Source organism: Streptococcus sp. DD11, from assembly GCF_001578865.1.
Lineage (GTDB): Bacteria > Bacillota > Bacilli > Lactobacillales > Streptococcaceae > Streptococcus > Streptococcus panodentis.
Genome location: NZ_KQ969395.1, coordinates 86,162 through 102,712, shown reverse-complemented (window position 1 = coordinate 102,712; position 16,551 = coordinate 86,162). Strand labels below are relative to the sequence as shown.

The 16,551-nt window shown below is 46.0% G+C and carries 17 protein-coding genes and 1 pseudogene; all 18 read left to right on the top strand.

What is annotated here, in order from left to right; genetic code table 11:
- Positions 1-244, top strand: a 244-nt coding sequence (locus tag STRDD11_RS13885) for a hypothetical protein (RefSeq protein WP_206512688.1), incomplete at its 5' end; no start/stop codon positions are given.
- The gene (locus STRDD11_RS08250) at positions 231-1,670 is read left to right on the top strand and encodes a 6-phospho-beta-glucosidase (protein ID WP_128836930.1); all 1,440 of its coding nucleotides are present in this window, start codon (positions 231-233) and stop codon (positions 1,668-1,670) included. The genes STRDD11_RS13885 and STRDD11_RS08250, both read left to right, overlap by 14 nt.
- A 247-nt stretch (positions 1,671-1,917) precedes the next feature.
- A complete protein-coding gene (locus tag STRDD11_RS08245; protein ID WP_128836929.1) occupies positions 1,918-2,235 on the top strand; it encodes a PTS cellobiose transporter subunit IIB in 318 nt (105 codons plus the stop codon).
- 42 nt (positions 2,236-2,277) lie between these two features.
- Positions 2,278-4,272 carry a BglG family transcription antiterminator gene (locus tag STRDD11_RS08240; RefSeq protein WP_128836928.1) on the top strand — a complete coding sequence of 665 codons (1,995 nt, stop codon included), beginning with the start codon at positions 2,278-2,280 and terminating at the stop codon, positions 4,270-4,272.
- Between the two features lie 241 nt (positions 4,273-4,513).
- Positions 4,514-4,840 carry a PTS cellobiose transporter subunit IIA gene (locus STRDD11_RS08235; RefSeq protein WP_128836927.1) on the top strand — a complete coding sequence of 109 codons (327 nt, stop codon included), beginning with the start codon at positions 4,514-4,516 and terminating at the stop codon, positions 4,838-4,840.
- Between the two features lie 10 nt (positions 4,841-4,850).
- Positions 4,851-5,351 carry a hypothetical protein gene (locus tag STRDD11_RS08230; protein ID WP_128836926.1) on the top strand — a complete coding sequence of 167 codons (501 nt, stop codon included), beginning with the start codon at positions 4,851-4,853 and terminating at the stop codon, positions 5,349-5,351.
- 39 nt (positions 5,352-5,390) lie between these two features.
- Positions 5,391-6,746, top strand: coding sequence for a PTS cellobiose transporter subunit IIC (gene celB / locus STRDD11_RS08225; RefSeq protein WP_128836925.1), 1,356 nt, complete (start codon positions 5,391-5,393; stop codon positions 6,744-6,746).
- Between the two features lie 119 nt (positions 6,747-6,865).
- Complete coding sequence (locus STRDD11_RS08220; protein ID WP_128836924.1) at positions 6,866-7,816, top strand: competence protein CoiA; 951 nt, start codon at positions 6,866-6,868, stop codon at positions 7,814-7,816.
- 170 nt (positions 7,817-7,986) lie between these two features.
- Positions 7,987-8,403: a DUF1310 family protein gene (locus tag STRDD11_RS08215; protein ID WP_128836923.1), complete on the top strand. Its 417-nt coding sequence runs from the start codon at positions 7,987-7,989 to the stop codon at positions 8,401-8,403.
- Positions 8,390-8,659, top strand: coding sequence for a hypothetical protein (locus tag STRDD11_RS08210; protein ID WP_206512687.1), 270 nt, complete (start codon positions 8,390-8,392; stop codon positions 8,657-8,659). Before STRDD11_RS08215 ends, STRDD11_RS08210 begins: the two co-directional genes overlap by 14 nt.
- A gap of 117 nt (positions 8,660-8,776) precedes the next feature.
- Entirely contained in the window at positions 8,777-9,172 is a 396-nt protein-coding gene (locus tag STRDD11_RS08205) for a DUF1310 family protein (protein WP_241209376.1), read from the top strand.
- Positions 9,173-9,507: 335 nt separating this feature from the next.
- Positions 9,508-9,888: a DUF1310 family protein gene (locus tag STRDD11_RS08200; RefSeq protein ID WP_128836921.1), complete on the top strand. Its 381-nt coding sequence runs from the start codon at positions 9,508-9,510 to the stop codon at positions 9,886-9,888.
- Between the two features lie 8 nt (positions 9,889-9,896).
- A complete protein-coding gene (locus STRDD11_RS08195) occupies positions 9,897-11,519 on the top strand; it encodes an Mbeg1-like protein (RefSeq protein ID WP_128836920.1) in 1,623 nt (540 codons plus the stop codon).
- A 1-nt stretch (position 11,520) separates the two neighbouring features.
- Entirely contained in the window at positions 11,521-11,751 is a 231-nt protein-coding gene (locus STRDD11_RS08190; protein WP_128836919.1) for a hypothetical protein, read from the top strand.
- An 82-nt stretch (positions 11,752-11,833) separates the two neighbouring features.
- Positions 11,834-12,142 carry a hypothetical protein gene (locus STRDD11_RS08185; protein WP_128836918.1) on the top strand — a complete coding sequence of 103 codons (309 nt, stop codon included), beginning with the start codon at positions 11,834-11,836 and terminating at the stop codon, positions 12,140-12,142.
- A gap of 510 nt (positions 12,143-12,652) precedes the next feature.
- Positions 12,653-14,455 (top strand): oligoendopeptidase F, encoded by a 1,803-nt coding sequence (pepF, locus tag STRDD11_RS08180; RefSeq protein ID WP_128836917.1) that lies wholly within the window; start codon positions 12,653-12,655, stop codon positions 14,453-14,455.
- Between the two features lies 1 nt (position 14,456).
- Positions 14,457-15,140 (top strand): O-methyltransferase, encoded by a 684-nt coding sequence (locus STRDD11_RS08175; RefSeq protein ID WP_128836916.1) that lies wholly within the window; start codon positions 14,457-14,459, stop codon positions 15,138-15,140.
- Between the two features lie 116 nt (positions 15,141-15,256).
- A pseudogene (gene prsA, locus STRDD11_RS08170) lies at positions 15,257-16,275 on the top strand (peptidylprolyl isomerase PrsA).
- The last annotated feature ends 276 nt before the right edge of the window (positions 16,276-16,551 follow it).

Genomic DNA, 16,551 nt, shown 5'->3' with positions numbered 1-16,551 from the left:
TACCCTTCCCTGCTTTTCAATTTCTGGGCAGGGGCTGAAAAGTTCTCCTGAATCTTCTCTGCCCAGACTACTGGAGCTGATATGGGCTGAAGAAGTTTTCGAAGAGTCTTTTGTTTTTGCAAAGAAATTCAGAGCTGAATGTTTCCGTTTTAATACGGAAATTCTTGCCATTCAAAAAAGCGTTTTCTTATTCTATAATAATAGTATCAAAAATCAGGAGGACTGTATCTATGTCAACTTTTAAAGACGGATTTCTCTGGGGCGGTGCCGTTGCAGCCCACCAGCTGGAAGGCGGCTGGCAGGAAGGCGGAAAAGGCATCAGCGTGGCAGATGTCATGACAGCGGCCCGCCATGGAGTGCCCCGCGAGATTACTCCCGGCGTCCAGCCCGGCAAGTATTATCCCAACCATGAAGCCATTGATTTTTATCATCGTTATAAGGGTGATATTGCCCTCTTTGCGGAGATGGGCTTTAAGTGCTTCCGGACATCCATTGCCTGGACCCGGATTTTTCCTAAGGGCGATGAGACGGAGCCTAATGAAGCAGGGCTGCGGTTCTATGATGATCTCTTCGATGAATGCCTCAAATACGGCATTGAGCCAGTCATTACCCTGTCCCACTTTGAAATGCCTTATCATCTGGTAACTGACTACGGCGGCTGGAAGAACCGCAAGGTTATTGATTTCTTTGTTCGCTTTGCCCAAGTGGTCTTTGAGCGTTACAAGAATAAGGTCAAATACTGGATGACTTTCAATGAAATCAATAATCAGGCCAATTATCAGGAAGATTTTGCACCTTTCACCAACTCGGGCATTGTCTATCAGGAGGGTGACGACCGCGAGGCTATCATGTATCAGGCAGCTCACTACGAGTTGGTAGCTTCTGCGCGTGCAGTCAGCATCGGGTATCAAATCAATCCGGATTTCCAAATCGGCTGTATGATTGCCATGTGTCCGATTTACCCAGCAACCTGCAATCCTAAGGACGTGCTTATGGCTATGAAGGCTATGCAGAAGCGCTACTACTTCACTGATGTTCACGTTTTTGGCAAGTATCCGGAGCACATTCTCAAATATTGGGAAAGAAAAGGCATCCAGATTGACTTTACTGAGCAGGACCAAGAAGATCTGCTGGCAGGTCCGGTTGACTACATCGGCTTTAGCTACTACATGTCCTTTGCCATCGACTCCCATCGGGAGAACAATCCTTACTTTGACTATGTTGAAACGGAAGATTTAGTGAAAAATAACTATGTCAGGGCTTCAGAATGGGACTGGCAGATTGACCCTGAGGGGCTGCGTTATGCCCTCAACTGGTTCACTGACCATTACCACCTGCCTCTCTTTATCGTGGAAAATGGCTTTGGCGCTATTGACCAAGTGGAAGCAGACGGTATGGTGCATGACGACTATCGGATCGACTATCTGGGCGCCCACATCCGCGAGATGAAAAAAGCTGTGGTCGAAGACGGCGTGGACCTTATGGGCTACACTCCTTGGGGCTGTATTGACTTGGTGTCGGCTGGTACGGGTGAAATGCGCAAGCGTTACGGTTTCATCTATGTGGATAAGGACGATGAGGGTCAGGGCACTTATGAACGCTCAGCGAAGAAGTCCTTTGCTTGGTACAAGGAAGTGATTGCGACAAATGGGGCTTCGGTGGATGAATAGTCTTTGATAATCAAAAGCGAGATTCGTTAAGCCTGAGAAGCTGTTGAAGGTGACGGATAAGGGAATGCGGTTCCCGATTTTCGTTAAGCCCGGAGACTGTTGGGGCGAATAGCCGCTATCATTTGAGAAAAAAGCTTTAGCAATGAGAATGGTTTTCCGTTTCAATCCGGAAAAAGACAAGATGGCCTTTGGTAACGTTTTCATTTATAATAAAAGTGTCAATTTATTTTATAAGGAGAAAAATCTTATGGCAAAAGCATTAATTATCTGTGCAGCAGGAATGTCATCTTCCCTTATGGCTAAGAAAACCACAGAATTCCTGAAGAATAAAGGGGAAGATATCGAAGTAGATGCCATCAGCGCAACGGAAGGCGGCAAGGCTATTGCAGCAGCAGACTTTGATCTGTATCTCATCAGCCCGCAGACCAAGATGTACTATAAACAGTTTGAAGAAGCAGCAGCAAAGGTTGGCAAGCCAATCGCGCAAATCCCTCCGCAGGCTTATATTCCGATTCCGATGGGGATTGAAAAAATGGCCAGCTTGATCAAGGAGAACATTGGATAGTATAATAGGGTGGTTATTTTATGGACCAAAGGAGGAAGAGGAGTGCTGCATCAAAAAGAAAAGCAGATTCTCCAGTATTTGCTGGACAATCCGGACCAATTCATCACCAGCATGGAATTGGCTGCACATCTATCCTGTTCAGACAGAACCATCAGAAACTACCTTAAAAATTTAATGGAGGCAGACCCTGAGCAGACCGGCTGGGCTATTGAAGCAAAGCAGGGCTATGGCTATCAGCTGACCATCAGCGATAAAGAAGTGTACCAGGACTTTCTCAAAGCGGAAGTATTGCTGGAAGCGGCACCGACCAGTTTTGAAGGTAGGGAGGACCGCTATAATTACATCCTGAATAAACTCCTCTTTGAGCAGCAGGAAATCTTTTTTGACGATTTGGTGGGCGAGCTGTATGTCAGCCGCTCTACCCTGTCTTCTGATTTTAAGAAAATCAGGCAGGATTTGGCCAAATATGATTTGCTGATTGAAAGCAAGGCCAAGCGCGGGGTCTATGTCAAGGGCAGCGAGCGCAATATCCGCCGCTTTATCATGGACTATTTTTTCCGCGACAATTTCTTTCAGGTTTTGCAGCATTATATCAATATTGAGCTTCCCGGCCGGCCAATTGGTCTGGAGGAACTGACGATTATCGTTCTGGATGAGTGCCGTGAGGGACAGCTGCGCCTGTCGGACTTTGCGATTCAGAATTTGGTCATCCACATCGCTCTTTCTCTCAAGAGGATTGGCGAAGGGTTTCACATCAATCGGCTGGACAGCTGGAATTGCTCAGGCTGTGTTCGGGAAAGACAGATTGCTCAGAAGATTTTAGAGCGGGTCCACTTAGCGACTGGAATGGTCTTTCCTGCAGAAGAAGTGGACTATATCACCCTGCATCTGATTTCCAAGGCCAGTCTGCAGCAGGTCAGCAGTCAGAAAGAAAGTGATGTGGCAGAGCAGCTGCGCTCTCAGCTGACAGCTGCCTTGGAGGAGCAGGAGAGATTCGGCGGTCAGCCCTTTGCCAGTGATTTTCAGCTGGTGGAAGGGCTGCTGGCCCACCTCTCGACCCTGCTGATCCGTCTGAAAAATCATGTCAAAATGACCAATCCGCTCTTGGCGGACATTCGGGAGCATGATGCCGGAGTATTAGAAATGACCAGAGCAATTCTGACAGCTATGCCTCTCTTTTCCAAGCAGGAAGGCTTGTCCGAGGATGAAATTGCCTATGTAGCTCTGCATTTTATGGCGGCTCTGGAGCGGCTCAGAGAGAAGCAGAAGTTTAATATTTTGGTCATCTGCGCGACCGGTTACGGTTCGGCCCAGATGCTGCGCAATCGGATAGCTAATGAGCTGGGCAATCTGGTCCATATCGTTGATGTCATCGGCTATTATGAGCTGAATGATGAGCGGCTGCAGCATATTGATTTCATTATTTCTTCTATCGACCTGTCCAATCTGCTGTTCAGTCTGCCGGTCTTTACCGTCAGTATTTTCCTCAAGGCTGATGAAGTCAGGGACATCAAGCATAAGATTGCTTGTTTAAAGCCAATCAGCGGCTGTGAAATAGACCGGCAGCCGCCTCAATCGTCTGCGGAGATGGAAAAGCTGTTTGATGATTATTTTTCAGAAGCTTGCTTTGCAGTCTATGAGCAGACGGATAAGGAAGCCGTCTTGACAGACTTGCTGGGCAGAATGGCAGTTGGAGAGGGGCAGGATTTTCCGGGTCGGATCTGCAGCCTGATGGAGCAGCGCGAGCGCATGAGCTCTATCATCTTTTCTGACAGCATAGCAGTGCCTCATCCTATACAGGCCTGTGCGAAAAGACATCGAATCGCTGCAGCCTTGATTCCTTCCGGTCTCGCTTGGTCGCAGAACCATCCGCATATTCGTCTGGTTTTTCTGGTGTCGCCGTCTATTTACGGCAATAACGGCATGGCCCAGCTGACAGCAAAAATTGTAGATCTGCTGGAGCAGCCAGACTTAGAGGATCAGATTGTAAACTGCAAAAATTTTGCAGCTTTCAAAGAACTATTTTTAAGCATTTAGAAAAAGCCGGCTCAAGCAAGAAAGGCTTTGCTGTCGGGCGGTTTCAGACTCTTCGAGCATCTCCGCCTCCCGCCTTCAAGAGCCAGAGCCTGGAAATACGAAGGCGAAGGGAGTTCAGGGGAGCTTTTCAGCTTCATCCTGATTTTCTTTCAGTATCAAAACTCGAAAGCGGGCTGGAAAGCTGTAGATGGAGAGGGTCTGACCCACCGCCCTTCAACGGAAAAGAAAGGAAACAGTGCCTATGAATCAAGAAGAACTGCAGGTTGCTGCGTTTGAGATTATTCTCCACAGCGGAACTGCCCGAACGATTGTTCACGAAGCCTTTGCAGACATGCGCCAAGGGCTTTATGAGGAAGCGGCTGATAAGCTGGAGGCCTCCAATGCCTCCCTGCTGGAAGCCCACCATGCCCAAACCAAGCTCCTGCAGGATTATGCCGGCGGAGCTGAAATCAAAATCGAAATCATCATGGTGCATGCTCAGGACCACCTTATGACAACCATGACCCTGCGTGAGGTGGCATTGGAAATGCTCAGCCTTTATCGCAAGGTGGACCAATCAGAAAGCTAGGAGAAGGAAGATGACAGATAAGGAAAAACGGGAACTGGAAGCTAGAAGAAAAGAAGCGGCCATAAAAAACATGTATTATACACGCTATTTTTCGGTCCGTTATGCGACTGCTTTCTTCTTCTTTGCCAATCTTTACTGGCTGCTCATGCTCTATCTGTCAGAGGCCGGACTGATCTTGCTCCTGCCCCTGTCACTGGCTGCCGCAGCTGCGGTGGCCATGTGGGAGCAGTCTCGGATGTTTACGACTGAGCAGAGAGAAGCTAGGTTTACCAGATATTTTTATTATCTGTCTTTGGCTGTCAATCTGCTCCTGCTCTTCTTGCTTCTTTTGGGACAGTATCACGGGTTCTACCCTTTCTTTTCTGTCAGTTCCACCACCGTTCTGTTTCTAACGGTGCTTCTTGCGGCAGGCCTGCTCCTGTCCTTTCTGATGCTGACTAAATTACACCGCATTGCCCACAAGACTGATCAGCAGTATCAGCGCATTCAGCGCTATCTTGCCAACCTTTAATCATGAAACAAACTCATATATTCAAGAGGAGGATACATAATGAATAAAGTATTTGAGTTCCTAGAAAAATATCTCATGGGCCCCATGGGAAAAGTTTCGACCTGGCGGCCGGTTCGGGCCATTGTCGCTGCCGGCATGGCCAGCATTCCCTTCACTATTGTCGGCTCAGCCTTCTTGGTTCTCAGCGTTATTCCGCAGGCCTTTAAGCTGGATTTTATCATTGACTTGTGGGCCGGCTCTTTTGACAAGATTCAGGCCCTGTATCTGCTGGCTTATAAGTGTACAATGGGCATTCTTTCCCTCTATTTTGCGGTCGTCATCGGCTATGAATACACTAAAATTTACGCAGAAGAAGAAGGGTTGAATCTAAACCCTCTAAACGGCGGCCTGCTGTCAGTTTTTGCCTTCTTCCTGACCATTCCCGAGCTTGAGCTGGCCAAAGGTGCGATCAGCGCCGTCAGCAATGAGACCACTGTTACTGGCTGGAAAATCGGCAATGACAGTCTGGACCGCCTTTCCACCTCTGGTATGTTTACAGCCATTCTCATGTCTATTTTGGCTGTCCAGCTGTACCGTCTCTGTGTCAAGAAAAACTGGATTATTAAGATGCCCGAAGCTGTTCCGGAAGGGGTATCTCGCTCATTCACTGCCTTGATCCCAGGCTTTGTCATCGCCTTTGTGGTCTTGCTGATTAATGGAGTCTTCATTCTCTTTGGAACCGATATTTATAAGGTTATTGCGATTCCATTTGCCTTTGTAACCCATATCACCAATACTTGGCTGGGAATCGTTGTGATTTACCTGCTGGTTCATGCGCTCTGGATTGTCGGAATCCACGGTGCCAATATCGTTATGGGCTTGGTCAATCCGATTCTGCTAGCCAACATGGCAGCCAATAAAAACGGACAGTTTATTGCCTTTGCCGGCGAGTTTACCAATTCATATGTCACCATTGGCGGATCTGGTGCGACCTTGCTGCTCTGCTTCTATATTGCTTACCGTGCCAAGTCAGAACAGCTGCGCATGCTAGGCAAGGCCTCTATGGGACCGGCTGTCTTCAATATCAATGAACCGCTGATTTTTGGTCTGCCGATTGTTTATAATCCTGCTTTAACCATTCCATTTATTCTGGCGCCTGTCGTTTCGGCTTCTGTTGGTTACTGGTCGGTTCAGCTTGGCTTTGCCGGCAAGGCTATTGCGCAGACTCCGTGGCCGACACCTGTTGGCTTAGGTGCCTATGTGGGGGCTTCCGGTGCGGGTGCCTTTGGGGCCCTGCTGACTTCCTTGGTCTGTGCCCTTGCAGCCTTTCTAATCTGGTATCCCTTTATCAGAATGTATGATTCCAAACTCTACAAAGAAGAAATGCAGCTAGCAGAAGAAACAGCAATCAGCTGATTATTCCTCTGAAGTCCGGATTTATAAAAAGAGAAATTTCTGCGGAAGTTTCTCTTTTTTTGCTGCTAAATTACGAATAGATAAGTAAAAGAGAAAACGAGGACAGGGAGGAAAGGATTATGCTGCTTGCGAGAAATGAGAGAGCGCGTTTAGTCAACGCGCTGGAAGAGACGCCAAAGAAGTCTGAGAACTTGTCTTGTCCGGCTTGCGCTGGGGCTGTCCGTTTTAAAAAGGGAAAAATCATGCGGCCGCATTTTGCTCACGTTTCCCTCCGGCAGTGCCAATTTTACAGCGAAAATGAGAGCGCTGAGCACCTGAATCTCAAGGCTGCGCTTTTTCGCTGGGGAGCTGAAAGTCAGAAAATGCAGGTAGAGGCCTTTCTGCCTCAGCTGCAGCAGATGGCGGACCTGCTGGTGAATGATCAGCTGGCGCTGGAAGTCCAGTGCAGCCCTCTCAGCATGGAGCGACTGCAGGAGCGGACGATTTCCTACCGCCAGCATGGTTATCAGGTTCTCTGGCTTTTGGGCCAAAAACTCTGGCTCAGGGATTCTCTGACTCAGCTGCAGAAAAATCTTCTCTGCTTCAGCCAAAATATGGGCTTTCATCTTTGGGAATTAGATGAAAAGGAGCGGCTGCTGCGGCTGAAATACCTAATCCATGAAGACTTGCATGGCAAGGTGCAGCACAAGACCAGAAACTTTCCTTTTGGTCAAGACCGACTGTTGGATATTCTGCGTCTGCCTTTTCAAAAGCAGGAGATGACGAGCTTTGTGGCCCAGCCGGATCCGCATATCTGCACCTATATTCGCCGTCAGCTCTATTACCAGCAGCCCAGATGGATGCGGCTGCAGGCTCAGCTCTATCAGGCTGGTGATAATCTCCTGACCAAGTCTGCGGAGGATTTCTACCCGCAGGTTCGGCCGGTTCAGGCCTCTTCCTTCTGCCAAATCACTGCAGATCTGACGAGCTACTATCAACAGTTTGAGGACTATTATGCCAATCAGCAGACCAAAACTCTGCAAATTCTCTATCCGCCGGCTTTTTATGAGATGACAAGAGAAAATTGCTAAGTATCGTTAGTTTCCCTTTGACGAATCCATAAATTTTTAGCTATCCTTTCAGTTTTAGAATATTTGAGAATCCTGTATAATATAATAAAGTAATAAGTTAGATATTTAAAAATTCTAAATCTTGCTAATTCAGCTAGCTTTAGAAAATATGAGAAGCGAAAGGAGCCATCATGAAGAAAATTTTTGTCATCTTTCTGTCTATCGTCACGCTCGGTTCAGCTATGTTGTTAGGAGGGTGCAGTATGCTAAACAGTCGGTCAGAAAGAGAAGCTAAAACAGCAAAAATGATTGAGATTGCGGAGAGTAAAAAGATGAAGAATGTAATTGAGGAAGGGCTGAAAAAGATAGATCCTCAAGCTTTAACACCTGAAGGGAAAATTAACAGTTATGAAATTGATAAGAAGTCACTGGCTCAGAACCCAATGGGAGGATTAATGTTCGATTTAATCATTAATGGTGACGAAGAAGTAACACTAGGTTATGTCATTACAGAGGACGAAAATGGGGAATTTCACAGAGATGGGACTGTATGGTCACCGAAGCTTGCTGAACTAATGGACGGAGAAAATGAGCATGGCACAAAATAAAGATTTTACAGATAAAGAGAATGTTGATGTGGCGATGCTGGAATATAAGGATGGGATTAAAGTTGGGTCTGGACTAACAATAAATGATGATAAAACGTATATCGGCACCGTCTCTCAAATTTACGATAATGTACATGGCCATGAAGAGCAGGTTGATGTACTGACAAATAATGGAAATAATCGTGCGGCAGTCCCCTACTCGGCTTCGGATGCTGAGCGTGCTCAGGTACATGCGTACAGCGTGCAAGCTGTATAATAGCACTTTCAAAAAAGATAAAAGATAGTATAATAGTATAAATGCGGTTGAGGTTCAGATTTCCCGTTTTCGTTAAGGCGATAGCTTTAACCAAGATGAGAAGTGAAAGGAGCTATCATGAAGAAAATTTTCGTCATCTTTCTGACTATCATCACGCTCGGTTCAGCTATGTTGTTAGGAGGATGCAGTATGCTAAACAGTCGTTCAGAAAAAGAAAATGAAAATAAGCAAATGATTAAACTTGTAGAAAGTAAAGAGGCTGAAAAAGCATTTTATCATTGGTTCACTTATGTTGATCCTCAAGCATTTAAAAAAGAAGGCTTTATACAAAGTTATGAAATAGATAGAAACTCAATTTCAAAAAATCCAATGAGCGGGATAGATTTCGATATTATAATAAATGGAGATTCTGATTTTATTATTAGCTGCAATATAAATAAAAATAATGATGGAAAGATAGAAAGCACAAGTGCCACTTATTCTGATAAGTTATCTCAAGCATTGGAAAAATAGGAGTTTGGCATGGTACTAATAGATGACGAAAAATTAAATGATAAGCAACATGTGGATTTTACATAAAAAAATAGCATATTGATTCGAAAACTAAAGATGTGGTAATTAGGGAAGAGGGGAGCGAAACCTAAGTTGGCACGGTCTCCCAAATTTACGACAATATTAAGGGTGAGAGAGAATGAGTTTTTGTCTTTACAACTCTTTATACGTAGCGTAGTCCTTGAAACTTTTAAAAAATAGTATAACAATGATAATATAAAACATTGATTCAAATCCAGTTTCCCATTTCGTTAAGGCGATAGCTTTAACAAAGATGAGAAGTGAAAGGAGCTATCATGAAGAAAATTTTTGTCATTTTTCTGACTATCATCACGCTCAGTTCAGCCATGTTTTTAGGAGGTTGCAGTATGATAAACAGTCGTTCAGAACAAGAAGAAATGATTCAGATTGCGGAGAGTAAAAAGATGAAGAAAGCCTTGAAATTTCTTCTTAGGGAATTGGATCCCAAAGCTTTGACACCAGAAGGAAAGATTAAATCCTATGAAATTCAAAAGAATAAGTTAAAGTATAATCCAATGGGAGGATTGATAATTAAGATTATCATTAACGAAGATGAAAAATTGAACATAAGTATGACTGTGCAGGAGGAAGAGCCAGGTAATTATAGGGTTGCTAGTTATTTTATATCAGAAGACCTAAATAAAATAGTTGAGTAGGTGTGAGTATGGAAGATTATATAAATCCGATTGATGGTACGAAGTATACTGATAGACAGCATGTTGATATTTCATTGTTTGAATATGATGAAAATATACATTTTGGGGGAGCTGGAATAGTTGAAAGTGTTGGTTATATCGGCACAGTCTCCCAAATTTACGACAATGTAAATGGCCATGAGGAACAAGTGTTTGTCTTTACCAACAACGGTCAAGGGCCTAAACAATCACCTGTCCCCTACTCGGCTTCGGATGCTGAGCGTGCTCAGGTGCAGGATGTGACAGTCATGATGCAGGGTTCTCAGACCAAGACGGACACTCCTAAGTTGATCCACGATACTGTTACGGATTGGCTGCCTACAGACTTTGTGACAGCGTCTCACCGTCTGGGACCTGCAGGTGCAGTAGAATATGCTACTCCTTTTGTTTATCGTCATTCAAAAAGTATTATCACTCAAAAAAGCCGAGAAATACTAGATAAGGCGGATCGGGATGTTAGTAATAACATAGGAAATGCAGTAGGAATCTTTAATAAAGATGCTGGTCAAGCTGTGAAGCAGAGCCTTAATTCTTTCAATAAAAATCCCTTTAATGAGCTGAGGAAGTATGTCCTGTCAAATAGTGCAGGTGTCTTTGGCGGAGCTTTAACGACAGGAATCACCTCAACGCCGATTATGTTTGCTGCTGGCGGTCTTAAAGTGACCCAAAAGTTTCCGCCGGCTCAGTTTAAGGATGCGGCCAAGCATCTTAAGGAAACGATTCACAAATATCCCAATGCCAAGATTGATCTTTACGGACACTCTTTAGGCTCTATGGATATCCAGTATGCTTTATCCACCCTGACAGAGGAGGAGATGCGTCATATCGAAACGGTCCATATCTACAATGGTCCCAATATCTATCCTCTCTTAACCAAGGAACAGCAGGCACGACTGGATAGTGCTAAGTATAAGATTTTTAATCATATTGACCATAAGGACATCGTCAGCCTCGGATATGACTTATCTGGCAGTGAAAACGCTGCCGGTATTGTACGCCATATTGCGACTGTCGAAAAAGAGATCGGCGATCAGCATATGATGGAGGGCTACCTTTACGATAAACATAAAAACTTTGTGCTCATGGATGGGACAGGGAAGATTACTCTCAAGGATACCATTGAAGCGGACATGATTCCTTATCGTACCATCAAGAAGCAGCTGAGCCAATCTGACGGAGGCCTTAGCAGCAAAGAAAAGATTTATCTGGACAGCCTTCAGGCCGAGATTACAGCCCAAAGCTTAGTAAATGCGACGAAGCTGGGCTGTGAGACTTTGCAGCAGGCTAGAAATAAGGTCGTTGAGGAAGCCGAAAAGCTGGCAGAGCAGCTGCGGCAAGTTCCCTGGGGGTTCAGCCTTAGTCCGGATGAGGTAGCTGCAGCCTATCAGGCTGGAGGAGCAGATCAGGATTCGCTCGTCACCTCTCTGCAGGAGCATTTTGACAATCGCTTGGCCAAGGCTAAAGCACTTCATGAAACCTTTTCTGACCTGAAAGGTCAGATTCAAGCCGGTATTCAGCAGCTGACGGCTGCAGACCAAGAATTAGCGGGAGATTTTGCACAATGGAGCCAGCATGCTTCAGGAAGAGTATGAAATGGCAGCGAATATTTTGCGCCATAAGGAACAAGATAGCAGTACAGAATGGCAGTCTCTCAATCAGTACATCGAGTCTTATGCTATTGAAGCGGACGAAGCCAGCAGTGAGGAGCTAAAGAAATTGGATCGTGAAGATGAAGAACTCTTGGAAGAATTTTTCAAAAAAAGACGGCATTTAGAATGGGAAATTGAGGATGACTGCCGCCGTCTCCGCGAGTCTGAATCATAAGGCTTCTGCTGCATTAAAACTAGCTTGCTGCTCTATCTGAAGCAGGACACTTTGAATCATACAAGAATGCGAGGAAATAGAGATGTTTATAACGCAATCAGCTATACCGCCGGTGAAAGAGTACTTTTCATCGTCCAAGACCGCCGATCTGACAGAAATCAAAAAAACGATAGAGCGGCAGATTATTACCAATATTTTGGCCCCCATCCTGCTGTCTCAAAAGAGTGATCTGCAAAGTCAGTATGATACACTTTTTACGGATATCGCCAAAACGATTGAGGAAAGCGTGCAGACAGCTGCGGACCAGCTAGACAGCTCTATCAAGGGACAGTTTTCTAAGAAAGTAGTAGCTGCTCTAAAAGAAAACAGTCAAAAATATGAAGCAATCTAACAGGTCTGTTCAGAAAGCGGGCTCCTTTCTTTGACTGATTGCAAAGCTTGGGAGAGCGATAGTCAAAGGACGAGCATTCATATCAGGCGGGAAACTGCCCATCAGGTCAGGAGAAATTATTCTCCCCCTGCAGGGACTCTTTGTATTGCTATGCCAAGAGCGGCTTGCTTATGCTTCATGAAAATCCCATTTTGACAGGGCAAGGGTTTGCAGGCAGAACTGGTGTTCAGCAAAGTGCTTTCACACAGTCAAAAGAACACAGCAAAAAGCCGGTTTTCAAAGAGTATGATGCGCCGGCCGCCTAAGGCGAACTGACTCAAGGCGAAGTTTCTGAACCAGTCTCCTATAAGACAGCAATCCTTCTTGGTCGCTGGGGTGTCTTTCACCGGCTTGGACGGGGAGCTTTTTTGTTTTGTCTGATTTTTTTAATGGGATTGCAGGCTCTTTTAGGGCTTCTTCCTTATAAAAGCTCCTTCTTTGTGGTAAAATAGAAAGCACGGAGGAATTTTTATGGCAAAACAACGAAATGAAATTGAAGAAAAATACCAGTGGGATTTGAGCACGATTTTCCCAACAGATGAGGCCTTTGAAGCAGAATTGGCTCAGGTTTCTGAGGAACTGAAAAAAGCAGAAAATCTGGCGGGCCACCTCTTGGACTCAGCAGACAGCTTGCTGACTGCAACTGAAATCCAGCTGGACCTTATGCGCCGCATTGAGAAGCTTTATTCTTATGCCCATATGAAGAATGATCAGGATACACGGGTCGCCAAGTACCAAGAATACCAAGCCAAGGGCATGACCGTTTACAGCGAGTTTGGTCAGGCCTTTGCTTTCTATGAACCGGAATTTATGGCCATCACGGAGGAGCAGTATCAGGCTTTCTTGGCTGAAAAGCCCGAGCTGACAGCCTATCAGCACTTTTTTGACAAGCTCCTGCAGAGAAAAGAGCATATCCTGACCCAGCGTGAGGAGGAGCTGCTGGCCGGTGCCGGCGAAATCTTTGGAGCGGCAGGCGAGACCTTTGCGATTTTGGACAATGCTGATATCGTCTTTCCGACGGTCCACGATGAGGAAGGCAAGGAAGTCCAGCTGACCCATGGCAACTATATCTCTCTGGTCGAGTCTAAGAACCGTGCTGTGCGCAAGGAAGCTTATGAAGCGCTCTACAGCATTTACGAGCAGTATCAGCATACTTATGCCAAGACCCTGCAGACCAATGTCAAGGTGCACAACTACAATGCCAAGGTCCGCAAGTTCTCCTCTGCCCGTGAGGCGGCTCTGTCCGCCAACTTTATCCCGGAAAGTGTCTATGACAGCTTGGTATCTGCGGTCAATAAGCACCTGCCTCTCCTGCAGCGCTATATTGCCCTGCGGGCTAAGATTTTAGGGATTGATGACCTAAAGATGTACGACCTCTACACCCCCCTGTCACAGGCTGATTACAAATTCAGCTATGAGGAAGCTTTAGCTAAGTCGGAGGAAGTTCTGGCTATTTTAGGTGAAGATTATCTCAGCCGTGTCAAGCGCGCCTTTTCAGAGCGCTGGATTGACGTTCATGAAAACCAAGGCAAGCGCTCAGGGGCTTACTCAGGAGGTTCTTACGACACCAATGCCTTCATGCTGCTCAACTGGCAGGACACGCTGGACAATCTCTTTACCCTGGTGCATGAGACCGGCCACAGTATGCACTCCAGCTATACCCGTGAGACCCAGCCTTATGTCTATGGTGATTACTCTATCTTCCTAGCTGAGATTGCTTCAACAACCAACGAAAATATTCTGACAGAAAAGCTCTTGGAAGAAGTCGAAGACGACGCGACCCGCTTTGCCATTCTCAATCACTTCCTAGACGGCTTCCGCGGCACGGTCTTCCGTCAGACCCAGTTTGCGGAGTTTGAGCATGCGATTCACAAGGCTGACCAGGAAGGGCAGGTCCTGACCAGCGAGTTTCTCAATGACCTTTATGCTGACCTCAATGAGAAATACTACGGCCTGAAAAAAGAGGACAATCCGCAGATTCAGTACGAGTGGGCCCGGATTCCGCATTTCTACTATGACTACTATGTTTTTCAGTATTCGACAGGATTTTCCGCAGCCTCGGCCTTGGCGGAGAAGATTGTTCACGGAAGCCAGGAAGACAGGGACAGGTATCTGGACTATCTGAAAGCCGGTAATTCTGACTATCCGCTCAATGTCATCAAAAAAGCAGGTGTGGATATGGAAAAAGAAGACTATCTCAATGATGCCTTTGCTGTCTTTGAGCGCCGGCTGGATGAATTTGAAACTCTGGTAGAAAAGTTGGGACTGCTATAAGATGGTTGAGACTTACAAACAAAACTCCAATCCCAATATGCGCCGTCCAGTGGTCAAGCAGGAAATCGTTGACTTTATGCGGCAGCATCTCCAGCCGGTTACTGGCGGACTCAAAGCGTTAGAAGAGTTTGCCCATCGGGAAAATATTCCGATTATCCCCCGGGAAACGGCAGCTTATTTTCGCCTCTTGCTGGAAACCCTGCAGCCGGAGAGGATTTTAGAAATCGGAACGGCTATCGGATTTTCGGCGCTTCTAATGGCAGATGCTGCCCCGGCTGCTCAGATTACCACCATTGACCGCAATCCGGAAATGATTGCGCTGGCTAAGGAAAATTTTGCCAGATATGACAGCCGCCGGCAGATTGAGCTTTTGGAGGGGGAGGCAGTCGATCTGCTGCAGACCCTGAAGGGCTCTTATGACTTGGCCTTTATGGACTCAGCCAAATCCAAGTATGTGGTCTTTCTGCCCCAAGTCCTGAAACGGCTGAATCCAGGCGGTCTCATTCTCATCGATGATGTTTTCCAAGGCGGGGATATAGCCAAGCCCGCAGAGGAAATCCGCCGCGGCCAGCGGGCCATTTACCGGGGACTGCACGGTCTGTTTGAAGCGACTCTGGATCAGCCTGGTCTGACAGCCAGCCTGCTGCCCTTAGGTGACGGACTGCTCATGGTTCGGAAGCAGTGACCCATCTGTTTTTTTCCTACAGCAGTCATATTTTTAGCAAAATTTAAGATATGAAATTCAATTTGTGTTACAATAGAAAAAGTGAATTTATTTAAGATAAAGGAGTAGAAAATCAAATGAAGAAAAAAATTTTTACAGGAGCAGTGACCCTCTTGTCCCTTGCTGTTTTAGCAGCGTGTTCCAACTCAGACGGCAAAGATATTGTGACCATGAAAGGCAATACCATTACCGTTAATGAATTTTACGACGAAGTAAAAACAACAGCGCTGCCCAGCAGGTGCTGCTGCAGATGACCATCAAGGATGTTTTTGGCGAAAAATACGGCAAGAATGTCACGGATAAGGAAGTGAACGAAGCTTTTGACCAAATGAAAGCTGCCTACGGAACCTCCTTTGCTCAGATTTTGGCCCAAAATGGCATGACAGAGGACACCTACAAGGACCAAATCCGGACCAACAAGCTGGTAGAATATGCTGTCAAAAAAGCAGCTGAAAAAGAGCTGACGGATGAAAATTACAAAACTGCCTATGAAAACTACACACCGGAAGTAACAGCGCAAATCATCAAGCTGGACAGCGAAGACAAGGCCAAGGAAGTCTTGGAGCAGGTCAAAGCTGACGGCGCAGACTTCAGCCAAATCGCTAAGGACAACTCAACGGATACGGCAACCAAGGAAAAAGGCGGCGAAGTGAAGTTTGATTCTGCTTCAACCGATGTTCCGGATGCGGTGAAAAAAGCAGCCTTTGCCCTGTCAGAAAACGGCATTTCAGATGTTGTGACCGTGCAGGATGCGCAAACCTACACGACCAGCTTCTATATCGTCAAGCTGACCAAGAAGACAGAAAAAGCAGCTGACTGGAAAGAATACAAGGACAAGCTCAAGGATATTATCGTTGCGCAAAAAGAAAATGATGCCAGCTTTATCCGTACGGTCGTTGCCGCTGAGCTGAAAGATGCCAACATCAAAGTCAAAGATGCCGCGTTCCAAAATGTCTTTGCACAGTATATCGAAACAACAGATGCATCCTCAACCTCAGCTTCCTCCAGTGCGGCCAGCAGCTCATCCAGCTCTGAGTCTAGTTCAGCAGCGGAAAGCAGCAGTTCAGAAGAAAGTTCTTCTTCAGCTGCAGAATAAGTTGACGAAACGCCCTTCAGCAAGTATAATAGGATTAGTGAGAAATGATGTTCAACCCTCTTAGCCCAGAGAATTGGCGGTGCTGCAAGCCATGTAAGAGTGAAGGTCATGCTGCTCATGTCAAACAACTGCATAGCAAATGAGAATGACAAGTTCATTGAATGAAGGTGGTACCGCGGTTTTTCGCCCTTCAGTCAAGGAGCTTGTCTTTTGATTTCACTAGCTGCATGCCAGCAGAATCATATTTCAAGGAGGCAGTAACATGAAAACCTATCT